Origin of the sequence: Neorhizobium vignae, from assembly GCF_000732195.1 — a bacterium.
GTDB classification, from domain to species: domain Bacteria; phylum Pseudomonadota; class Alphaproteobacteria; order Rhizobiales; family Rhizobiaceae; genus Neorhizobium; species Neorhizobium vignae.
Genome location: NZ_JNNU01000004.1, coordinates 212,931 through 234,602 on the forward strand (window position 1 = coordinate 212,931; position 21,672 = coordinate 234,602).

25 protein-coding genes are annotated in these 21,672 nt (G+C 62.2%); 17 read left to right on the forward strand and 8 right to left on the reverse strand.

The genetic code is table 11. The features are described from left to right. Nucleotides 1-58 precede the first annotated feature (58 nt). Nucleotides 59-961 (reverse strand): AraC family transcriptional regulator, encoded by a 903-nt coding sequence (locus GQ59_RS07945; RefSeq protein ID WP_037079700.1) that lies wholly within the window; start codon nt 959-961, stop codon nt 59-61. A 155-nt stretch (nt 962-1,116) separates the two neighbouring features. On the opposite strand from GQ59_RS07945, the gene GQ59_RS07950 reads away from it, so the two are divergent. From GQ59_RS07950 to GQ59_RS07975, 6 genes are all read left to right on the forward strand, one after another. Further along, nucleotides 1,117-1,845: an SDR family oxidoreductase gene (locus tag GQ59_RS07950; protein WP_037079703.1), complete on the forward strand. Its 729-nt coding sequence runs from the start codon at nt 1,117-1,119 to the stop codon at nt 1,843-1,845. 145 nt (nt 1,846-1,990) lie between these two features. Continuing rightward, nucleotides 1,991-3,097, forward strand: coding sequence for a TRAP transporter substrate-binding protein (locus GQ59_RS07955; protein WP_037079705.1), 1,107 nt, complete (start codon nt 1,991-1,993; stop codon nt 3,095-3,097). Between the two features lie 359 nt (nt 3,098-3,456). Continuing rightward, nucleotides 3,457-3,666 (forward strand): cold-shock protein, encoded by a 210-nt coding sequence (locus GQ59_RS07960; protein WP_007770461.1) that lies wholly within the window; start codon nt 3,457-3,459, stop codon nt 3,664-3,666. A gap of 126 nt (nt 3,667-3,792) precedes the next feature. Beyond that, on the forward strand, nt 3,793-4,080 hold the full coding sequence (locus GQ59_RS07965) for a hypothetical protein (RefSeq protein ID WP_037079707.1): 288 nt from the start codon (nt 3,793-3,795) through the stop codon (nt 4,078-4,080). A gap of 51 nt (nt 4,081-4,131) precedes the next feature. Then, on the forward strand, nt 4,132-4,374 hold the full coding sequence (gene rpsU / locus GQ59_RS07970; protein WP_037079713.1) for a 30S ribosomal protein S21: 243 nt from the start codon (nt 4,132-4,134) through the stop codon (nt 4,372-4,374). A 41-nt stretch (nt 4,375-4,415) separates the two neighbouring features. After that, nucleotides 4,416-4,637: a hypothetical protein gene (locus GQ59_RS07975; RefSeq protein WP_037079716.1), complete on the forward strand. Its 222-nt coding sequence runs from the start codon at nt 4,416-4,418 to the stop codon at nt 4,635-4,637. A gap of 61 nt (nt 4,638-4,698) precedes the next feature. On the opposite strand, the gene GQ59_RS07980 is transcribed toward GQ59_RS07975, so the two are convergent. After that, nucleotides 4,699-5,913, reverse strand: coding sequence for an MFS transporter (locus GQ59_RS07980; RefSeq protein WP_037079719.1), 1,215 nt, complete (start codon nt 5,911-5,913; stop codon nt 4,699-4,701). Between the two features lie 200 nt (nt 5,914-6,113). Then, nucleotides 6,114-6,284 (reverse strand): hypothetical protein, encoded by a 171-nt coding sequence (locus GQ59_RS32665; RefSeq protein WP_167336295.1) that lies wholly within the window; start codon nt 6,282-6,284, stop codon nt 6,114-6,116. Between the two features lie 190 nt (nt 6,285-6,474). On the opposite strand from GQ59_RS32665, the gene GQ59_RS07985 reads away from it, so the two are divergent. From GQ59_RS07985 to GQ59_RS08000, 4 genes are all read left to right on the forward strand, one after another. Continuing rightward, complete coding sequence (locus tag GQ59_RS07985) at nt 6,475-7,083, forward strand: TetR/AcrR family transcriptional regulator (protein ID WP_037079721.1); 609 nt, start codon at nt 6,475-6,477, stop codon at nt 7,081-7,083. A 35-nt stretch (nt 7,084-7,118) separates the two neighbouring features. Beyond that, complete coding sequence (locus tag GQ59_RS07990) at nt 7,119-8,333, forward strand: MFS transporter (RefSeq protein ID WP_051903869.1); 1,215 nt, start codon at nt 7,119-7,121, stop codon at nt 8,331-8,333. 111 nt (nt 8,334-8,444) lie between these two features. After that, nucleotides 8,445-9,518 carry an alpha/beta hydrolase family protein gene (locus GQ59_RS07995; RefSeq protein WP_037080269.1) on the forward strand — a complete coding sequence of 358 codons (1,074 nt, stop codon included), beginning with the start codon at nt 8,445-8,447 and terminating at the stop codon, nt 9,516-9,518. A 137-nt stretch (nt 9,519-9,655) separates the two neighbouring features. Then, nucleotides 9,656-10,276 (forward strand): HAD-IA family hydrolase, encoded by a 621-nt coding sequence (locus GQ59_RS08000; RefSeq protein WP_037079722.1) that lies wholly within the window; start codon nt 9,656-9,658, stop codon nt 10,274-10,276. 47 nt (nt 10,277-10,323) lie between these two features. Here GQ59_RS08000 and GQ59_RS08005 read toward each other — a convergent pair whose 3' ends face one another. From GQ59_RS08005 to GQ59_RS08015, 3 genes are all read right to left on the reverse strand, one after another. Then, nucleotides 10,324-10,686: a hypothetical protein gene (locus tag GQ59_RS08005; protein ID WP_046634163.1), complete on the reverse strand. Its 363-nt coding sequence runs from the start codon at nt 10,684-10,686 to the stop codon at nt 10,324-10,326. Between the two features lie 134 nt (nt 10,687-10,820). Next, nucleotides 10,821-11,342 (reverse strand): GNAT family N-acetyltransferase, encoded by a 522-nt coding sequence (locus GQ59_RS08010; RefSeq protein ID WP_037079725.1) that lies wholly within the window; start codon nt 11,340-11,342, stop codon nt 10,821-10,823. 31 nt (nt 11,343-11,373) lie between these two features. Beyond that, a complete protein-coding gene (locus tag GQ59_RS08015; RefSeq protein WP_037080274.1) occupies nt 11,374-11,949 on the reverse strand; it encodes a helix-turn-helix domain-containing protein in 576 nt (191 codons plus the stop codon). A 174-nt stretch (nt 11,950-12,123) separates the two neighbouring features. Between GQ59_RS08015 and GQ59_RS08020 the strand changes: the two genes are divergently transcribed. The 5 genes from GQ59_RS08020 to GQ59_RS08040 all read left to right on the forward strand — a co-directional run bounded on the left by GQ59_RS08020 (nt 12,124) and on the right by GQ59_RS08040 (nt 17,066). Beyond that, complete coding sequence (locus tag GQ59_RS08020) at nt 12,124-13,377, forward strand: MFS transporter (protein WP_037079728.1); 1,254 nt, start codon at nt 12,124-12,126, stop codon at nt 13,375-13,377. Nucleotides 13,378-13,459: 82 nt separating this feature from the next. Further along, nucleotides 13,460-15,286, forward strand: coding sequence for a translation elongation factor 4 (gene lepA / locus GQ59_RS08025; protein ID WP_037079730.1), 1,827 nt, complete (start codon nt 13,460-13,462; stop codon nt 15,284-15,286). A 55-nt stretch (nt 15,287-15,341) separates the two neighbouring features. Beyond that, a complete protein-coding gene (locus tag GQ59_RS08030; RefSeq protein ID WP_037079733.1) occupies nt 15,342-15,572 on the forward strand; it encodes a type II toxin-antitoxin system CcdA family antitoxin in 231 nt (76 codons plus the stop codon). After that, nucleotides 15,572-15,871 carry a CcdB family protein gene (locus GQ59_RS08035; protein WP_037079736.1) on the forward strand — a complete coding sequence of 100 codons (300 nt, stop codon included), beginning with the start codon at nt 15,572-15,574 and terminating at the stop codon, nt 15,869-15,871. The genes GQ59_RS08030 and GQ59_RS08035 overlap by 1 nt, the downstream gene beginning before the upstream one ends. 247 nt (nt 15,872-16,118) lie before the next feature. Continuing rightward, entirely contained in the window at nt 16,119-17,066 is a 948-nt protein-coding gene (locus GQ59_RS08040) for a flagellin N-terminal helical domain-containing protein (RefSeq protein ID WP_037079738.1), read from the forward strand. Between the two features lie 876 nt (nt 17,067-17,942). On the opposite strand, the gene GQ59_RS08045 is transcribed toward GQ59_RS08040, so the two are convergent. Next, nucleotides 17,943-18,194, reverse strand: a complete 252-nt coding sequence (locus GQ59_RS08045; protein ID WP_037079740.1) for a hypothetical protein — start codon at nt 18,192-18,194, stop codon at nt 17,943-17,945. 179 nt (nt 18,195-18,373) lie between these two features. Between GQ59_RS08045 and GQ59_RS08050 the strand changes: the two genes are divergently transcribed. Further along, the gene (locus GQ59_RS08050) at nt 18,374-19,057 is read left to right on the forward strand and encodes an ankyrin repeat domain-containing protein (protein WP_037079741.1); all 684 of its coding nucleotides are present in this window, start codon (nt 18,374-18,376) and stop codon (nt 19,055-19,057) included. Between the two features lie 19 nt (nt 19,058-19,076). Here the strand turns inward: GQ59_RS08050 and GQ59_RS08055 are convergent, their stop codons facing one another. Next, a complete protein-coding gene (locus GQ59_RS08055; protein ID WP_037080277.1) occupies nt 19,077-19,565 on the reverse strand; it encodes a MarR family winged helix-turn-helix transcriptional regulator in 489 nt (162 codons plus the stop codon). Nucleotides 19,566-19,687: 122 nt separating this feature from the next. Between GQ59_RS08055 and GQ59_RS08060 the strand changes: the two genes are divergently transcribed. Continuing rightward, nucleotides 19,688-21,616, forward strand: coding sequence for an FAD-binding monooxygenase (locus GQ59_RS08060; protein WP_037079742.1), 1,929 nt, complete (start codon nt 19,688-19,690; stop codon nt 21,614-21,616). Nucleotides 21,617-21,672 lie beyond the last annotated feature (56 nt).

Consider the following 21,672-nt stretch of genomic DNA (forward strand, 5'->3'; position numbering starts at 1 on the left):
CAGCGTCCGAAATCGAACATCAAAAGCCCGGAGCATCGCTTCGGGCTTTTTTTGTTTGTCAGCCTTCGACCAGCTCGATATCGCCAGCCATCCTGTCGCGCAGGCGCCCGACATCGCGGGCCGGCGAGGCGCCGAACTGGCGGGAGTATTCGCGGCTGAACTGGGTGACGCTTTCGTAGCCAACCGAAAAGGCAACCCGCGCCGTATCGCCCGCTTCCGCCAGCAGCCGGCGGCGGGCTTCGTGCAGGCGGATGCTCTTCTGGTACTGGATCGGGCTCATGGCGGTCACTTCCTTGAAGTGGCGGTGAAAGACCGAGGCGCTCATGCCCGCGAGCCGTGCCAATTCATCGATCCTGAGCGGTGCATCGAAATGCGTGCGGATATGGCCGATCGCTCTGCGGATATGGCCAAGCCGGCTTTCCGGCCGCGCCAATTGGCGGATCGCCGCCCCCTGTGGCCCCTGCAACAGCCGGTAGAGGATTTCCCGTTCGATCAGCGGACCGAGCACGCGAACATCCTGCGGCCGTTCGATCAGCCGGGCAAAGCGCAGGAAGGCATCCGCCAGTTCCGGCGTCACGGGGCTCACCCCGAAACACGCACCGCTGCAAACAACGACATCATCCGGCATGTCGATGAGGATTTCGGCAATTGCCGCCATGTCGAGCGTCAGGCTGAGCGCAAGATACGGCTGTTCCGGGCTCGCATCGACAATCTGCCCGGAGGCCGGCACTTCGACGGACGAGACGAAATAGCTCGCACTATCGTAATGCATCGCCTGGTCGCCGATCACCACGCATTTCGATCCCTGCAGAACAAGGCAAAGCATCGGCTCGTAGACGCTCGGCAGCATGCTGGTCGGGTTCGTGCCCTTCATGATGACAAGCGGCACCGGCGTTTCGGTGCGGCGGCCGACAGCACGTCGCGAGACCAGATCGCGGATTTCATCCATGGGCTTCGTCATGCCCCTGAGATGCCAATTGGCTGGCGCGGGCACAAGAGCCCCCACGCATGCGGGAGCCTCAGTCGGGAGGATTAGGCAAGAAATCGGCAGTTCTTGGCTCACGCCCGGTGGTGGCCCGCTGCCATCTGTGGCCAGCAACAACAGGAGTTTTGCACATGACCAAACAGAAGACAGCACTCGTCACCGGCGCCAACAGGAGCATCGGTTTCGAGATCGCAAGACGGCTCGCCACCGAGGGATATCGCATCTGGCTCGGCAGCCGCGATGTCGGCCGCGGCGAGGAAGCCGCCCGCAAACTGCGCGACCAGGGGCTCGACGCGCATGTCCTGCAGCTCGATGTCACCAGCGACGAAAGCGTCGCCTCGGCGATTGCGGAACTCAACCGCCAGACCGACCATCTCGACGCGCTCGTCAACAATGCCGGCATCGCCGACAGCTTTACGCACCAGCCCTTCGATGAGCCGATCGAAGTGGTAAAAGCCGTCTATGAGGTGAATACGTTCGGCCCGATCCGCCTCACCCAGGCTGCGCTGCCCCTGCTCAAGGCATCCGGCGCGGGACGTGTCGTCATGCTGAGCAGCGAACTCGGTTCGCTCCAGGCTCTGCTCGACCCGCAGAACCAGTTCTACGGCATCAATGCGCTCGGCTACAATTCATCCAAGACGGCGCTCAATGCCGTGACCGTATCGCTCGCCAAGGCGGCAGAACCCTTCGGCATCAAGATCAATGCCGCCGATCCGGGTTATACGAAGACCGACATGAACGGCCATTCGGGCTACCGCACCGTCGAACAGGCGGCGGAGGCGCCGGTGCGGCTTGCCATGCTCGGGCCGGACGGTCCGACGGCGGGCTATTTCTTCGACGACCAGACACTTCCCTGGTAAATCCCGCGACCCGGCCGGCCCGACGTTGGGCCGGCCACCAATGCGAGTTTTTGGAATTTCCTTGCCGTTCCCGAAATGAAAGGATTATGAGCGAAACCGACAGGGCCGGGACAGGCCGCATACACTTCGCTTCAAGGAGGATTTCATGGACCGCAGACGTTTCTTCAAGCAGGCCGCCACGGCGGGGGTCGGCGCCGCTGCCGCAACCGCGCTCGCCGCTCCGGCCATCGCCCAGGAATCCCCGAGAGTGAACTGGCGGCTGACATCTTCCTTCCCGAAAAGCCTCGACATCATCTTCAACGCCGCCAACCAGATCGCCGACAGCGTCAGAAACGCCACGGACGGCAAGTTCACCATCCAGACCTTCGGGGCCGGCGAGATCGTGCCGCCGCTGCAGGCGGCGGACGCGGTCGCCAACGGCACGGTCGAGATGGCCCATACCTGTTCCTATTACTATATCGGCCAGGACCCGGCATTTGCGCTCGGTACCGCCATTCCCTTCGGCCTCAACGCCCGCATGACCAATGCCTGGTTCACGGCCGGCGGCGGCAACGATCTGATCAACGAGTTCCTCGCCCCGCGCAATCTCTACGCCCTGCCGGCCGGCAATAGCGGCACCCAGATGGGCGGCTGGTTCCGCAAGGAGATCAACACCATCGATGACCTGAAGGGCCTGAAGATGCGCATTGCCGGCCTGGCGGGCCAGGTGATGCAGAAGGTCGGCGTCACGCCGCAGCAGATCGCCGGCGGCGACGTCTATGCGGCGCTCGAAAAGGGCACGATCGACGCCACCGAATTCGTCGGTCCCTATGACGACCAGAAACTCGGCTTCGTGAAGGTCGCCAAGTACTATTATTACCCGGCCTGGTGGGAAGGCGGCCCGGCCATGCATGCCTTCTTCAACCTCGAAAAGTTCAAGGCCCTGCCGAAGAGCTACCAGCAGATCCTCACCGACGCCTGCGCCGCGGCCAATATGAGCATGCTCGCCAATTACGATGCCCATAACGCCACCGCGCTGAAGAAGCTCGTCGCCGAAGGCGCGATCCTGAAGCCCTTCAGCCGTGAGATCATGGACGTCTGCTTCAAGGCGGCAATGGAGACCTATGCCGAACTCTCGGCCAAGAGCCCGGCTTTCAAGAAGATCTATGACAGCCAGCAGGCCTTCAAGAAGGACGCCTATCTCTGGGCCCAGATCGCCGAATACAGCTACGACACCTACATGATGACGCAGCAGCGCGCCGGCACGCTCTGACCGTCCCATCGCAATGACATAAACCAAGCCCGGAGCAATCCTCCAGGCTTGGTCTTTGAAAATGCGGCCGCCAATGTGTCAGCATTGGCTTGCTAGACGGCCAAAGCGGTTGCTAATTTCAATATTGTATCGTAAAATCATGTCGTTGATTGAGAAAAACGGCATCACCGTCGAGCTCCCGGAAAATTAAATCTCCGTGGCAGCATTGATTATCAACGGATAAAGCTTATATTGACGCTATCGAAAATTGCTTGCGACCTTTGTTCACGGGCCTGGTGCTCAGTCAGATTTCCTCTCAAATATCGATCAAAGCGGATGGAATACTGTCCGCAATCTCTAACGATTGAAAGGAAATCGTTATGAATACTGGCACCGTGAAGTGGTTCAATAGCACCAAGGGTTTCGGCTTCATTCAGCCTGATGACGGCGCGACGGACGTTTTCGTTCACGTTTCGGCTGTCGAACGTGCCGGCATGTCTTCCCTGACGGAAGGTCAGAAGATCTCCTACGAGATCGTTCGCGACCGCAAGTCCGGCAAAAGCTCGGCCGACAACCTCCGGGCCGCATAAGGATGTCATTCGCCTCGGCTGACCACGGATGTACTGGCAGCGACGGCTTGAATGACGGGAAGAGGTCGGGGTAACGCCCGGCCTTTTTGTTTTGCCCCGGCTTTCGGCCGGTCCAAGGAGAACACGATGAGCGCAAATGTCTATGCCATAGGCGATAACATCGTCCTCAAGGCAGGCCTTACCCGGACCGCCACTGGCGACCGGACATGCCGCGTCGTGGGCCTTTTGCCGGCAGCCGATCGTGGTGAAAACCAATATCGGGTACGTTTCGGCAGCGAGAATTTCGAGCGCCGGATCGTCGAAAGCGATATCGACACTTCGGAGACCGCATCGTCTGCCAAGAAGGACGAGGCTTCCGCCGATGCTCCGAGCGGGCCTTGGCTGAAGCCGTCGAGCATTCGCATTGGCAAGTGATTCAACACTTCGATCGAACGCGGGATCTGCCCGCAATGGAAAGGATTTAGTTTGCAGGTTCTAGTCAGAGACAACAACGTCGAGCAGGCACTCCGGGTGCTGAAGAAGAAGATGCAGCGCGAAGGCGTCTTCCGCGAGATGAAGGCGCGCAGCGCCTACGAGAAGCCCTCCGAAAAGCGGGTACGCGAAAAGGCTGAAGCCGTTCGCCGCTACCGCAAGCTGGCGCGCAAGAAGATGCAGCGCGAAGGCCTCCTGCCGGCACCTAAGAAAGTGATCCGTCCGGCGCGCGGATAACTTGTCAACCGCACGGACATCCCATCAGGAAGGAGGATAGTATGGCCGCCACCAAGGACGAATTCTTCAATCCCATTAAGCTTTCCGCGCGTGACAAAGCCGCTGCGACAGATCACACCGCGCGCTCGATCATTAGTGCGGAAGCGACCCAGCGGGAAAAGAAAACCGAGAAATTGAGGCAGCTTCGTCTCGAACGGGAAGCTGCGGAGCCTGTTCCGGCCCCTGCTCGAGCCAAGGGCCGCAAGGCCCCGGCCGATCACTGAATTTCAAAAAGCCCGGAATTTTCCGGGCTTTTTGCTGTGTGGCTCACAGTTGCAGAGCTGCTCAGGCCGCCTGAAGCTGCGCCGGCTGGCGCGGCAGCGGCGGGAAGGCGAGAGCGATCGCCACGGCTCCGAGGCCGACCAGCGCCGAGCCGAAGAACAACCAGTCATAATTGGCGAAGTGGTCGAAGGCCCAGCCGCCGGCCAAGGGCCCGAAGGCCATGCCGAGGCTCGACAGCATGGTCGCGGCGCCGAACACGGTGCCCATGATCTTCGGTCCGAAATAGTCCCGCGCCAGCACCGCATAAAGCGGCATCACGCCGCCATAGGTGCCGCCGAAGATCACTGCCAGCATGTAGAACTGGCTGAGGTCGCTCGCCATCGTATAGGCGGCGATAACCGCGGCCTGGATCATCAGCCCGCAGATCAGCACCGGCTTGACGCCCAACCTGTCGGCAAGAACCCCAAACAGAATGCGCCCACCGAGACCGGCCGCGCCCTCGACGCTGTAGATGCTGACCGCCGCCATCGGCGCCACGCCGCAGAACATCGCGTAGCTGACCATATGGAAGATCGGTCCGGAATGGGCCGCGCAGCAAGCGAAGAAGGTAAAGCCGAGCACCAGGAACTGCGGCGAGCGGAACACCCGCGACAGCGGCATGCCGGCACCTTCGGCCCGGGGTTCAGACGTCATGCCGCCCGCGGTCGCCACGGCCGGCGGATTGCGCACCAGGAAAGCGGTCGGCAGGAGCAGGATCCAGGCGCCGATGCCAATGAAGAGCATGGCCAGGCGCCAGTCGTCATAGGCGGTGATCAGCCAGCGGGCGAAGGGTGAAATGGTCATCGGCGCCATGCCCATGCCGGCGGATACCAGCGAGACCGCCAGGCTGCGATGCTCGTCGAACCAGGACATGGTGACGGCGATCATCGGCGCGAAGAAGGCGCTCGCGGCAAGCCCGATCAGACAGCCATAGATCAGCTGGAAGGCTAGAAGGCTCTGTGCCTGACTGGCAAGCACCAGCGCCAGGCCGAGAAGTGCCGCTCCGATCAGCACGACGATACGCGCTCCGAAACGGTCGCTCAACGTGCCCCACATGAACCCGCCGAGGCCCATGACGACGAAATTCAGCGTCATCGCGCTCGAAATGCCGGCATGCGACCAGCCGGTCGCCTTGGCGATCGGCTCCAGAAAGATCGCCAGCGAAAACATCGTGCCGACGGCAACACAGCCCATCAGGGCGCCGGCCGCGACAATGACCCAACGATAGTTGCTACTCATGTCTACTCCCCATATGTCACAGGTTCCGAGATCCGGACGGATTGCGCGACATCGCAATGCCATCCTTGAACCCAGGACGTGCGAGGCCCCTCCCCGCCGACACACCAACCGATTTTTTTTCGCAACCGGATTTTGGGATCATATAACAAAAAGCCCCGCACGCGGCGGGGCTCTCCAAATCTGTTGATCGTGGTGACGTCCTAGCTACTGCCGGTGTTGGGACGGTTCTTGCCGACATTGGTATTCGTCGATGCCGTCTTGCCGTCCGGGTTCTGGCCGTAATAGGTGCCGCCAAGGTGGCCACCGGCACTGGTGTTCTCAACCTGGCGTTTGGCGCGTTTCACGGCTTGTTCTACGTCACTCTTGCTCATGTCTGCCTCCAGCTTTGGGGTTGGTGACAGAGGTTTAACTGCCCGGCACCCGAAGTGTTCCCCGCCCATTTAGCGGACCAGGCCCAAGTGCCGATACCAAAGCTTCACACGCCGCGAACAGGCTTTGCTCTTGACGAAGCGCAAACACGCTCCTATTAGGGAACGATCGTTTCCAAATTAAGCCGATATCATGAACATCAACACCGCGACGCGCACGCCGGGTCGCCCCCGCGAATTCGAGATCGAAGCAGCGCTCGACAAGGCGATCGTCGTCTTTTCCGAGAGGGGTTATCACGCGGCCTCGATTTCGGAACTCAAGGACGCCATGGGGCTTGCCGCCGGCAGCCTCTACAAGGCGTTCAAGGACAAGAAGGCGATCTTTCTCGCAAGCTTCGACCGCTACAAGCAGGTCCGCAACGCCCTTCTCGAACAGCAACTGGCCGAGGGCGAGAACGGCCGCGACAAGGTTTCCCGCATGCTGCGCTTTTATGCCGAGGCATCGCATGGAGACAACGGACGACGCGGCTGCCTGGTCGTCGGAACGGCGATCGAGCTTGCGGTCTACGATGCCGACGCTGCCGAACGGGTCGACCGCTCCATGGCCCGGAGCGAAGCCCTGTTCGATAGCCTGATCCGCGAGGGCCAGGCGGATGGCTCCATTCCTCAGGCGATCGATCCGGCCGCCACGGCCCGCCTTCTGCTCTCCGTCACCCAGGGCCTGAGGGTGCTGGGCAAGACCGGTCCGAACCGGGACCGGGCCTTTTCCGTGGTCGATACGGCCATGAAACTTCTCGACTGATTTTTTATCCGATCCTTCCTCCCAAGGAGCTTCCCATGACCACCAATACCGCAACCATGGCCACGCCGACGGCCGCTTCCGGACTGTCCGCCGCGATGACCTTCGTGATGGCCGCGGCCTGCGGGCTCATCGCCGCCAATCTCTATTATTCCCAGCCGCTCGCAGGCCCGATCGCCGCCTCGATCGGACTGCCGGCGCATGCCACAGGCCTCATCGTCACGCTGACCCAGATCGGCTACGGCCTCGGCCTGCTGCTGGTCGTGCCGCTCGGCGACCTTCTCGAAAACCGCCGGCTGATCCTCACCATGATCGGCGTCGTCACCGTGGCGCTGCTCGGCGCCGGCCTGTCGACCGCGTCGGTGCCGTTCCTTGCCGCATCGCTGGCGATCGGCATCGGCTCCACCGCGGTCCAGATGATCGTGCCGTTCGCCGCCAGCCTGACCAACGACGCCAATCGCGGCCGCGTGGTCGGCAATGTCATGAGCGGACTGATGATCGGCATCATGATGGCGCGGCCGGTCTCGAGCTTCGTTGCCGAGTTCTCCTCCTGGCACATCGTCTTCTTCCTGTCGGCAGCTGTCATGATCGTGCTCGGCTTCGTGCTCGCCGCCCGGCTGCCGAAGCGCATGCCGCAGACGAAGCTCTCCTATGTCGCGCTGCTCGCGTCGATGGGCAGCCTTTACGCCACCCAGCCGGTTCTGCGCCGCCGGGCATTCTACCAGGCCTGCCAGTTCGCCACCTTCAGCCTGTTCTGGACCGTGACGCCGCTGGTTCTGGCCGGCCCCGCCTTCCATCTCAGCCAGGCCGGCATCGCGCTCTTTGCGCTTGCAGGTGTCGCGGGAGCCATCGCCTCGCCCATCGCCGGACGTCTTGCCGACCGGGATCTTGGCCGGCCCGCGACGATCTTCGGCATCGCTGCCGTCGCCGTTGCCTTCCTGATCACCCATATCGCGCCGGAAGGCTCGATCATTGCGCTCGCGCTGCTGACTGTTGCTGCCATACTGCTCGATTTCGGGGTGACGATGACGCTCGTTATCGGCCAGCGGTCGATCTACAATCTCGGCGCGGACCTGAGAAGCCGGCTCAACGGCCTCTACATGGCGACCTTCTTCTGCGGCGGCGCAATCGGTTCGGCCGTCGGTGCCTGGGCCTTTGCCGAAGGCGGCTGGCTGCTCGCCTCCTCGCTCGGCCTTGCCCTGCCGGTCATCGCCTTCCTCTATTTCCTGACGGAAAAGCGCGCCAAGGCTTGAGGCGATAGGACAAGATCACGTTCGAGGACGACCTCGAACGTGATCGAGGTCGTCAACGTGCCGGCCTCCTGCCAGGGATCAGCCTTCGTTTCTCAGATCGACGAGGCTTCCATGCGACCCATCCTTCGCTTTTTTGCTCTTCTGCTGGCAGGTATCAGCAGTTCACCCGTCCTTGCCGCCGATCCCGTCGGCGTCCGGAAAATCAGCGTGGTTTCGCCCGAACACGACCGGGCACTTGCGGTAACCGTCTGGTATCCGTCAAAGGGTGACGGCGAAACGACGTCCATCGGCGACAACCGGATCTTCGAGGGATCGCCCGCGTCGAAGAACGCGTCCCTCGAAAGCGGCCGCTTCCCGCTCTTGCTCCTCTCCCATGGCTCCGGCTCGCGCGCCGAAGGCATGGCCTGGATTGCCACCAGGCTCGCCGAGGCGGGCTTCATCGTCGCCGGTCCCAACCATCCCGGCACCACGAGCGGCGATTCCACGCCGGCCGCGACACCGAAAATCTGGGAACGCACCCAGGATCTTTCCGACATCATCACCGCATTGACCGGCGAAGCCCCCTGGAAGGCGGCAATCGACGCGGAGCATATCGGCGTTCTCGGCTTCTCGCTCGGCGGCAGTACGGCGATGGAGCTTGCCGGCGCACGTGCCGATCTCCATGCCTACAAACGGTATTGCGACGACTATCCGGCCATGATGGATTGCACCTGGTTCCGAGGCGGGCGCGGTTTTGCCGATGGCGAACAGGTCGCGGTCGAAAAATTCGATCTCGACAGCATCGACAGGACACGCTTCGAGCGATCGAACCGCGATCCGCGCATCACGACGGCTGTCATGGTCGATCCCGGCCTTGCGACGGCTTTCACGGCGGGCAGCGTGGGAGCCATCGATATTCCGGTGGCCTTCATCAATCTCGGCAGCGTCGGGCAGATCCCGGTCGCGGTGCTTTCGGACGCGCTGGCGAAACAGGCCCCGAACGCCACTTACGCGCAGGTGAACGGCGCCAACCATTTCAGCTTCCTGCCCGTCTGCAAACCGGGTGCGGCCGCGTTCCTGAAATCGGTCGGAGAACCCGATCCGATCTGCGACGATAGCTCCAGCCGGACGCGGGCCGATATCCACCGGGAACTGACCGGCCTCATCGTTTCGGCCTTCGAGCGAGGCCTCGGGCCTCGTCGCTGAGCGGAAAGGCACGCTCTTCAAGCTTTCGTCGTTCGGCGGATTGGACAACCCTATCCGCCGGTCGTCATCATCCGGATATCACTCGTCGGTAAAAGCTGCGTCCAAACAAAACCCATTTTCAGAACCGGAAATAAGCAATGAAAGTTTTGATGGTCGATGTCGACGGCGTGCTCGTTCATGGACGACCCGCAGACGGCCTGCCGCTGTTTACCCATCTCGAACGCGACCTCGGCCTGTCCGTCGAGGTTCTGCAAAGGGAATTCTTCAAGCGCCACTGGCCGGATATCGTCGCCGGCCGCGAGCCGATCGAGCCACGCCTAAGCGCGGTGCTGCAGGAGATCGCGCCGCATCTCGAAGCGGAAACCTTGCTGCAATATTGGTTCGAAAACGATTCCCGGCTGGACCGGAAACTGATCGACGATCTTGCTGCGGTTCGGGAAACCGGCGTGGCGCTTTATCTCGCGACCAATCAGGAACACCGACGCGCCGCCTGGCTGATGGATGAACTCGGCCTCGCCCGCCATTTCGACGGCATTTTCTATTCCGCCAAATTCGGCCATCGCAAACCGGCGCAGGATTTCTTCCGCCTTGCCACTGCGGAGGTGGGTGCCTCGCCCGACGAGATCCTCTTCCTCGACGACACGCTCGAAAATGTGGAGGCCGCCCGAGTGTTCGGCTGGAACGCGGTCCAGTGGACAGCCGGGATGGTGCTGGAAACGGCCATCGCCCCGTTTACGGCCACTGAAGAAAACCACTGAAGCGAAGGGATCGGCCGGCCGAGCGGCCGATCCTGTTTCAGACCTGCTTACTCGACCAGGTTGATTTCCTCGGTCTCGCCGCCTTCGCAGACGTAGCAGCAGTCTTCGCAGCTCTCCTTGTTGTTCGGACCGGTGCCCCAATAGGTCTGCTTGTCGCCGGAGACCCACGCGCCGTAGCAGATGTTCTCACCCTGCTTGCAGGAGAGGTGGATCTGCTTGGATTCGCCGTCATCCAGGTAGTAGACCTGGTTGCCGCCCGGCCAGACATGCTTGCGGTCCTGGCTGTAAAGCTCGACCTCGACGGCGTTCGGATGCTCGTTGCGCATCACGAAGCTCACGTCCGCGGACAGCGCCTGTCCGGCCGTGGAGCAGATGGTTGCAGTCAGAACCACCAGGGCTGCGCGGCGCATCGCCGGCAGCGAAATAAAAGTCAACATGAAGTCCCCCATGATAGCGCCTGTTCAACGACGCCCATTCATATGTCCTGATTTGCAAGAATAAATCGAGATGGAGGGAGCCGTGTTGCTGGATTTTTATTTCGTCCTCAAGCAACCCTTTTGTAGAACAGCGTGGTGGCACAGAAACCGCCCTGCGGCCACAGGGCATAGTCCGGGATAACGCCGACGCGCTCCCAGCCGAAGCGCGGATAGATCTTTTCCGCATCGCTGCCGGTCGCCGTGTCGAGCACAAGAAGCGTGCGGCCGCGCCGTGCGGCTTCCGCTTCAACCGCCTCCATCAGCTTGCGCGACAGGCCGAGCCCGCGGGCGGAGCGATGCACGAGGAGCTTCATCAGGTCGCCGCGATGCGGCTGGTTCGGCTTCGAAGCAAGGCCCACCTGCACCGTGCCGACAACCTTGCCCTCCACTTCGGCCACGGCGAGGATGATGCCGCCCTTTTCGACCGCATCGGCAATCTCCTGCCAGTAACCGACCGCATCCTCCGGCTCGAATGGCAGCATGAAGCCGAGCGAAGCCCCGCCGTTGACGCAGTCGGACAGGGTCTCGGAGAGATCGGCGATCGCCGTGCGGGTTTCGCCGGCATTGAGGATGCGGATGGTGACGGTCATCTTGTGAAGGCTCCTGGCATCTTGGAAAGGTTCAGCGGCCGCGGTCGAGGATGACGGCGTAACGGGCCGGTTGGTCGGATGGATTGTGGAAGTCGAAGGCGTCGCCGATATCCATGTAGAGGCAGTCGCCGGGATGCAGCCTGTGGACGGTCTCGCCGATGATCATCTCCAGCACGCCTTCGAAGAGCCAGACATGCTGGGTCATCACCCGGCTTTCCTCGCGCGGCGGAAAGCTGACCCGCGCATGGGCGGGGAAATCCACCTCGACGATATCGACCCTGCTCGGCGTGCCCGGCGGTGAAACCGAGCGGCGCAGATAACCCGTATGCGGATCACGCCACAGCTTCTGCTCCGCCCTGCGGCTGAGCGGCGAGCTCTGAGTTTCGTCGTCGGCGAAGAAGGCGGAGAGCGAGAGGCCCAGTGCTTCCGACAGCCTTGCCAGCAGCGCCGCGGTCGGGCTCGCCTCCGCCCGCTCGATCCGGGAAATCATCGCGCGGCTGACGCCGGAGCGGCTCGCCAGTTCGTCGAGCGTCAATCCGGCCCGGGCCCGCAGGCTCTTCAGCCGCTCGCTGATGGCGCTCTCGATGTCATGATCCGTCGCTTCCATGATCTGAGAATTGCATTCTCTTATCATGGAATCAAGTGGCACTATGATGGAACCGTCGAATTTTACAAGCAATGGCGCTTCCGCGATAGCTCCTGTCATGGTCCATCGGCTATGGAGCATCATCGGGCTTCAAGTCGGCAGGAACTGCCGACGCCCGTGCTTGCGGGGGACGGGATGAGCGGCAAGATAATCGAAACGGCGTCGCCCCTGTCGATCGCCAGTATCGTCGTCTCGATGACGATCGCCGCCGTCGGCAGCGGCATCATGTCCGCCTATGTGCCTTTCGTGCTGACGCAGACGGGCGACACCTGGGCCGCCAGCGCCGCCGTTCCGACGCTCGCCTTCGGCGGCCTGGTCGGCTGCCTCGTCGGCGGGCCGCTGATCCGCCGGGTCGGGCATGCCCGCCTGTTCTCCTGCTCGATGGCGATGGTGATCATCGCCGCCGTGCTGATCGCCACCAACCCGCCGCCGATCTGGTGGGTTTTGGCACGCGGCGTTTACGGGGCAGCGTCCAACGTCAATTTCATCATTGCCCAGAGCTGGCTCAACCACGCCGCCTCGAACGAATGGCGCGGCCGGGCGATGTCCTTCTTCTACATGGCCTTCGTGCTGGGTCTCGGCGCCGGCGCCTGGCTGTTTGGCCGCATTCCCGCGGACGGCAATCTGGCGCCGCTTGCGGTTGTCTTCGTCACGGCGCTCGCCATCCTGCCGATCGGGCTCACCCGCCTGCCGAACCCGCCGGCGCCTGCGAGCGTCAGCGTCAATATTCCGATGGCCTGGCGCATCTCGCCCGTCGGGCTGATCGGCGTGCTCGCGTCCGGCGGGCTTTCGATGGTGGTACAGGGTTTCGTGCCGATCTATGCCACCACCAATCACGTGACGCAGACGGATGTGGCGCTGCTGATGCTGGTGATGCAGACCGGCCTGCTGTTCGTGCAATATCCGCTCGGCATGCTGTCGGACCGCATCGACCGCCGTTTCGTGCTCCTGATCACCTGCGCGCTGATCGTCGCGGCGGGTTTTGCGGCGCTGTTCGTGTCCTTTTCTATGATGATCATTTTGATGCTCGTCTTCCTCGTCTTCGGCGGCGCGGTCGAGACCGTCTATTCGGTCGCCAATGCGCATGCCAACGACCGGGCCGACCCCGGCGATTTCGTGCCGCTTTCCTCGACTCTGCTGGTTGCCTGGTCGACGGCGGCGACTATCGTGCCCCTCGGCGTCACCCTGCTTACTCCGGCTTTCGGCCAGCACACCTTCATCTATGCGGTAATCCTGGTGGCGATCGCCTATGGGGCTTATGTGATCTGGCGCCTCAGGGAACGCGAGGGCGTGCCTGCCGACGAGCGGGAGAATGTCGGGCTCAGAAGCGCCCAGCTTCCGAATGCCTCCGTCATGACCGGCCCGGAGGCGGAAAACCCCGCCAAATAGCCCGGGCTGCCGGGCTTTATCCTCAACGAAAGGTTATCTTTCCGCTTTGCGACAGGGATTCGCGCTGCTATATGCGCGAGCCATGAGCACCAATTCCACCCGCACTCCGCTTGACCATATCCGTAACTTCTCGATCGTGGCACATATCGACCACGGCAAGTCGACGCTGGCCGACCGGCTGATCCAGACGACCGGCGGCCTGGCCGAGCGCGACATGTCGGAACAGGTGCTGGACTCGATGGATATCGAGCGCGAGCGTGGCATCACCATCAAGGCCCAGACTGTGCGCCTGCACTACAAGGCGAATAACGGCGAGACCTATATCCTGAACCTCATCGACACGCCCGGCCATGTCGACTTCGCCTACGAAGTCTCGCGTTCGCTGTCGGCCTGCGAAGGGTCGCTTCTCGTTGTCGACGCCTCCCAGGGCGTCGAGGCCCAGACGCTTGCCAACGTCTATCAGGCGATCGACAACAACCACGAGATCGTCACCGTTCTCAACAAGATCGACCTGCCGGCCGCCGAACCCGATCGCATCCGCGAACAGATCGAGGAAGTGATCGGCATCGACGCGTCGCAGGCCGTGCTGATCTCGGCGAAGACGGGCTTAGGCATTCCCGACGTGCTGGAAGCGATCGTCCACCAGCTGCCGCCGCCGAAAAGCGAACTCGGCGAAAAAGGCCCGCTGAAGGCGCTGCTGGTCGACAGCTGGTACGACACCTATCTCGGCGTCATGGTTCTGGTGCGCATTCTCGACGGCGTGCTGACCAAGGGCCAGACCATCCGCATGATGGGCACCGACGCCAAATACCAGGTGGAGCGCGTCGGCGTTCTGACCCCGAAAATGCTGGCCGTCGACAGCCTCGGCCCGGGCGAGATCGGTTTCTTCACCGGCTCGATCAAGGAAGTGGCCGATACCCGCGTCGGCGATACGATCACCGAGGACAAGCGCCCGACCGCCAAGGCGCTTCCCGGTTTTAAACCTGCTCAGCCGGTGGTGTTCTGCGGCCTCTTCCCGGTCGATGCGGCCGATTTCGAGGACCTGCGCGCCGCGATGGGCAAGCTGCGCCTCAACGACGCCTCGTTCTCCTTCGAAATGGAAAGCTCGGCAGCTCTCGGCTTCGGTTTCCGCTGCGGTTTCCTGGGCCTCCTGCATCTCGAAATCATCCAGGAACGCCTGGAGCGCGAGTTCGACCTCGACCTGATCGCCACGGCGCCTTCGGTCGTCTACCAGCTGACGATGAGCGACGGCACCGAACGCGAACTCCACAATCCGGCCGACATGCCGGATGTCGTCCGCATCTCGGAAATCCGCGAGCCCTGGATCAAGGCGACGATCCTGACGCCGGACGATTACCTCGGCGGCATCCTGAAACTCTGCCAGGACCGCCGCGGCATCCAGACCGAACTCACCTATGTCGGCAAGCGCGCCATGCTCACCTACGAGCTGCCGCTCAACGAAGTGGTGTTCGACTTCTACGACCGCCTGAAGTCGATCTCCAAGGGTTATGCCTCGTTCGACTACCATCTGCACGGCTATCGCGAGGGCAACCTCGTAAAGATGTCGATCATGGTCAACGGCGAGCCGGTCGATGCGCTCTCCATGCTCGTCCACCGTTCCGCGGCGGAGAAGCGCGGCCGCGACATGTGCGAGAAGCTGAAGGACCTGATCCCACGGCACATGTTCAAGATCCCGATCCAGGCGGCGATCGGCGGCAACGTGATCGCCCGCGAAACGATCTCGGCCATGCGCAAGGACGTGACCGCAAAATGCTACGGCGGCGACGCCACCCGCAAGCGCAAGCTGCTCGACAAGCAGAAGGAAGGCAAGAAGCGCATGCGGCAGTTCGGCAAGGTCGACATCCCGCAGGAAGCGTTCATTGCGGCGCTGAAGATGAAGGACGATTGATCTTTCCAATGACCGTTTATGCGCATATGATCTGCGCATAAACTTGGAGCTCGGAATGTCCCAGTCCGCCCGAAAAGCAGCCAATCTTTCGCTGAACAGCAACCTTGTTTCCGAAGCACGCGAGCTGAAGATCAACGTGTCGCGGGCGGCCGAAGAAGGTATAACCAAGGCGATCAAGGCCGAGCGCGAACGCCTTTGGCGGCTGGAGAATGCGGAAGCAATCCGGCTGGAAAATGAATATATTGAGAAACACGGCTTACCACTCGCCAAGTATCGCCAGTTCTGATGGCACGTTTTCGTGCTTACAAAATGGCATCCAGCAAATTCGTGGTGCTCGACCTTCAGGCAGACCTTTTGGATGACCTCAAGACTCGCGTCATAGTCCCGCTATACCCGGTCGCGGAGCTTTCATGGTCGATGCCACGCCTTAACCCGCGTTTTGCAATCCGCGGTGAACTGCACGTGATGGCGACGCAAAGAATGGCCGCCGTGCCGGCCCAGGATCTCGGCGAACTCATTGCTGACCTTTCCGCATATCGCGACGAGATCCTCGCGGCGACAGACTTTTTGTTTCAGGGTTTTTAACGAACGAGAATGCAGTCGCGGTTACCCCGGCACTCCACATAGAGGAATTGCCCCGCGTCGCCCGCCCCTCAAAAAATCCGCCAATCACTAAAACCTTAATAAATCCTGCAAATGCTTTGAAAGCTCGCTCATGCAACGTCAATGCAGGTGATGGGTTCGTGCGCCAACGCGGCGACAGCTCAAGGGCATGACGCCAATCTTCACTGCCTGAGCCGTTAACGTGTCCTTCCCACCTGCGAGACGCTTCATGAGCAGCATTTCTTACAATCAGTCGGCGGCCTCTGCGCTGTTATTGCTGACCGGTTCCGCCAAGGCGCTGGAGCGTAACACGATCCAGGTGGCAACCGGGCGCAACGTCAATACGGCATCCGACAACGCCGCCTATTGGTCGATCGCCACATCCATGCGTTCGACCGGCATGTCGCTCTCGGCAGTCGGGGATGCGTCGGGCCTTGCCGCAGCGATGACGGATACGGCTTCGCTCGGCATGGAGGCCGCGACCAGCCTGGTTTCGGAGATCAAGGCGAAACTCATTCTGGCGCGCTCGCCGGGCGTGGACCGCGACGCGATCAATGCGGAGATCGGCCAGCTCAAGGAGCAACTGGGCATGGTCGCCGAATCGTCCTCCTTCAACGGCGAGAACTGGCTGAGTTCCGCCGGGGCACCGGGCGTCAAGTCGCTGCTTGCGTCCGCATCGACCAGCCCGGACGGCACCACGGGCCTTAACACGATCGATTTCGATACCGCCTCGACGACTCTGACCAGCAGCGGCGATGCGGCCAACGGCCTTCTGACCAAGGCCTATTCGGGCACCACCGACAACGGCACCGCCTACGAATATTATCTTCTCGATACGGGATCGCAGGGGTCGGCAACCGCCAGCGAAATCAAGATCTCGAATTCGACGACCGAAGACGAACTGGACGGCATGATCTCCGCCACCGACAGCATGCTTTCGAGCCTCACTTCCGCCGGCGCCAAGCTCGGCTCCACGTCGAGCCGCATCAGCGCCAATACGGATTTCCTCTCCAAGCTGCAGGACGCGATCGATCGCGGCGTCGGGCGTCTCGTCGATGCCAACATGGAAGAGAGCGCTGTCAAGCTTGCGGCCACCAAGGTGCAGCAGCAGCTCCAGACGATCGGTCTCAGCATCGTCAACGAGCAGTCGAAGCGCATTCTCGACCTCTTCCGCTGATCCTCCCCGATATCCGGCCCTCGGGTCTGCTCGGGGGCCGGATATGGCTTCTCCTTACGCACCGTTCCAGGCGCAACGCCCGGGTCTCGCCGTGCAGACGCACGGTGGCTGGATCCTCGGGTCAAGCCCGAGGATGACGCCGCTGGGTGGTGTGCTCCGCCCTTCCTCCGTCATCCTCGGGCTCGACCCGAGGATCCATGCCCCAAGCGCCAACCTATCCGGGCATATTCGACACCTCTCCATCAGCCTCATCAAACACTTAACCTCTCTCTCATCCCCGCCCTCCCAACCCATGCCTACAATCCCCCCGTTCCGTCACGGATACACCGGCAGGCGTGCCGGCGAGGCGGGACCGGCGCCGGGTGGGCAGGAAACGACGTAAGTCCTTCCAATCCGGGGTTCGCGGAAAATGGTCTCCCTCCGGCGACAACGGGGGAAGCAAAGGGCAACCGGACCGAGCCCCTTGCTTCTGATGCCCGAACGAGCGCGCCGGGCGTGCCTGTGCGGCACACAGGGTGGCAAACCGGATGGTTTCGCCGGATTTTCAAAAGTCCGACCGATTCCATCGGAGAAACCGGCGGAGACCCATGGAAGCCTTGCCGATAAGTCCTCGGGTTAAACCCGAGGATTCGGACGGGCGCCATGGGTCAGACGAACACCGTCCGGGAAAGCCACGGCAGAGGGACCGAAGTCGCGGGCATAAACAGCCGAACGGGGCGCTGAGAGGTGTCACTTATTACTTATCTTACGAGGCAGCTTTCAGCGCCCCGTCCGATCCTCGCCCTCGGGCTAAACCTGAGGGTCGCCCGAGGATGACGAAAAGAAACCGAGGATCGCCAAGGGATGACCATGCCTTCTTGCCAGTTCCAGCCTTTGTCAGTGGCGCCCCGGATGAAGCGGGCGCGGCATGTCGGAATGGGTAATCCAGACGCGCCCGTCGAAGGCCACTTCGCCGTGATCGCGCTTTCTGTTGGCGATCGTTTCGATGAGGCCCAGCTTCGAGCGCACGTCGCCGATCCTTCCGTCGTTGACCACGCAGACGGCCTGGCATGTGCCGCCGTCGCGCATGACCAGAAGCGTGTGATGGCTGTTTCGCATGATCTTGTTTGGCAATGTCACGAGCGTCATGCTCTTCTCCTTGCTGTAACCGGACCGAACGCGTGATGCGTGGATGGCAAGGCTCGGCAAATATGGTCAACAAAAGGTTAACGGAGCGCGATTTCGATACGCGGCAGGCTCCGGCAACCGGGCGGCCGGGCCTCGATAGTGCCGGTTTCCGGAGGGAAGAGACATGAACGAGGACCAAGATGTCTGCGCCTGAAAATTCCGGCCGAAGGCTGAAGGCGATGGTCGCGACGATCGCGATATCCGTAATGACCACGGGAGCCGCCATGTCCGATACCAGGGAGAGTCGCTTGATCGAAGCGGCGGAGCGCGGCGATACCGACGCAATCGGCTCATTGCTATCGAACGGCGTCAAGGTCGATGCCCGCAACGAGCGCGGTGAGACGGCGCTTCTTGCGGCGACCCATGCCAACAATATCGAGGCGGCCAAACGGCTCATGGCGGCGGGCGCCGATGTCAATGCCAAGGACCGCATCCAGGACAGCCCCTATCTCTATGCCGGTGCTCGCGGCCATCTGGAAATCCTGCGCCTGACGCTTGCGCATGGCGCGGATCTCAAGAGCACCAACCGCTACGGTGGAACGGCCTTGATCCCGGCCTCGGAGCGCGGCCATGTCGAGACCGTGAAAACCCTGATCGAGGCTGGCGTCGATGTAGATCACGTCAACAATCTCGGTTGGACGGCGCTGCTCGAAGCGGTCGTCCTCGGCGATGGCGGTGCATCCCATGTGCAGATCGTCAGGCTTCTAGTCGAGGCCGGCGCCAATACCCGGATTGCGGACAAGGAAGGCAAGACGGCATTGCAACACGCAAAGTCACGCGGCTTTGCGGACATCGCAGAAATCCTCGAAACCGCAAAACGCTAACGCCGCGGCCATGGGACCGTCAGGTGACAGGCTTGCTCTTGCCGGCCTCGGGAACCTCGCGCAGCGGCGCCCGGCTCAACTCATTGCCGGCGGCAATCGCCTTGCGCAACAGCCGCAGCAGTTCGTCGCCCTCCGCCGCCGTCAGCCCGCGCAGCATGAGTTCCTGCGCCGCCTCGACCACCGGCGCAACGCCGCTCAAGGTCTTGCGACCCTCGTCGGTGATCTGCAATTCGCGGGCACGCCTGTCCCTCGTGCTGGCATTGCGCACCAGCAGGCCTTTCTGGACCAGCCGGTCGACGACCCCGGTGATCGTCGTCCGGTCGTAGGCGATCAGCCCGGCGAGCGTCACCTGGTCGATCCCGGGATTGGTGCTGATCGCCGCAAGCGCCGCATATTGAACGGGTGTCAGATCGTAGCCGGCTTGCTCGACCTCGGCATGGAAGACCGCCACCGCGATCTGCTGAAACCGGCGGGCGAGATGGCCCGGCATGTCATCGTTGTCTTTCACCAGATTCTCCAAAACCAACGCAAGCTTGACACGTATACTGATAATCAGCATACTGATCAATATTGGATCCGCCGAATCCATTCCGCGGAGCCATCAAGAAACATGCGGAGGAAACTGGTTCCATGCAATTCCATCTGAACGGGTTCGAACCCGGCGACCCGGAAATCTTTCATCCTGAGGATCGATACGCCGCTCCCGCCAAGGGGCTGCCGCTTCCTCAGGAAGTCGATGTGCTGATCGTCGGCTGCGGGCCGGCGGGCCTGACGCTTGCCGCGCAGCTCTCCGCCTTTCCCGACATCAGGACCTGCATCGTCGACCAGCGATCCGGGCCCTTGCTGCGCGGCCAGGCCGACGGTATCGCCTGCCGCACCATGGAAATGTTCAACGCCTTCGGTTTTGCCGAGCGGGTGCTGAAGGAATCCTACTGGGTCAACGAGACCTCGTTCTGGAAGCCCGACGACGCAAAGCGCGAGAACATCGTCCGCAGCGGCAGGATTGACGACACGGAGGACGGGCTTTCCGAATTCCCGCATGTCATCCTCAACCAGGCCCGCGTGCAGGATTTCTTCCTCGACGTGATGCGCAAATCGCCGACCAGGCTCGAGCCGCATTATTCGCGGCGCCTGATCGATCTGGAAACCGACCCCGCCGCGTCGGATTATCCCGTGACCGCGAGGCTGGAGCGCCTCGACCCCTCCCACGAAGGTGAGATCGAGATCATCAGGGCCCGTTACGTCGTCGGCTGCGACGGGGCGCGCAGCACGGTGCGCAAGTCGATCGGCCGCGCGCTGCACGGCGATTCCGCCAATCACGCCTGGGGCGTCATGGACGTGCTCGCCGTCACCAGTTTTCCCGACATCCGTCTCAAGGCGCTGATCCAGTCCGCCGGCGAGGGCAGCATCGTGCTGATTCCGCGCGAAGGCGGCTATATGGTCCGCATCTATGTGGAGATGGACAAGCTCAACGAAAACGAGCGGGTCGCGAGCCGCAACATCACCGTCGACAAGCTCATCGCGGCCGTGCAGCGCATCCTGCATCCCCACACGTTCGAGGTGAAGGAGGTCGCCTGGTGGTCGGTCTACGAGATCGGCCAGCGACTGACCGACAGGTTCGACGACGTGGCCGAAGACGCGGTCGGGCAGCGTCTGCCCCATGTCTTCATCGCCGGCGACGCCTGCCATACGCACAGCCCGAAGGCCGGCCAGGGCATGAACGTCTCGATGCAGGACGGGTTCAACCTCGGCTGGAAACTGGCGGCCGTCCTGCAGGGACGGAGCAGGCCCGAACTGCTGCACAGCTATTCCGCCGAACGCCAGACCATCGCCAAGGAACTGATCGACTTCGACCGCGAATGGTCAACCATGCTGAGCGCGCCGCTGAAATCTCCGAACGATCCGGACGGCGTCGAGCCGGCGGAAGTGCAGAAGTATTTCGTCCGTTCGGGGCGTTATACGGCGGGCACGGCGACGCGCTACACGCCGTCAGTGCTCACCGGCCAATCGACCCACCAACATCTTGCCCAAGGGCTGACGATCGGCGCGCGGTTCCATTCGGCACCGGTAATCCGCCTGGCCGATGCCAAGCCAACACAACTCGGCCATGCCGCCAGGGCGGACGGCCGCTGGCGCATCTATGCCTTTGCCGGAGCGGACGATCGTGCACAGCCGTCTTCGCGGCTGCGCGCGCTTTGCGATTTCCTCGCGGACTCCCCCGCCTCGCCGGTGACGAGACATACGCCGGCAGGCCAGGACATCGACTCGGTGATCGATGTCCGCGCCGTCTTCCAGCAGGCCCACCGCACGCTTGCCGTCGAAACCATGCCGGCTTTCCTGCTGCCCCGGAAGGGCCGCTACGGGCTTTGCGATTACGAAAAGATGTACTGCCCCGATCTCAAGAACGGCCATGACATTTTCGACATGCGCGGCATCGACCGGGAACAGGGTTGCATGGTGGTTGTGCGGCCGGACCAGTATATCGCTCATGTCCTGCCGCTCGATGCCCACGCGGAACTCGCCGCATTTTTCGGCGGCTTCATGCTCCCACAACGCTAGCTCGTTTCCCTAGAAGGATCGGTTTCCCGGAGCCGGGCCGCAGCAAAATGGTCTCG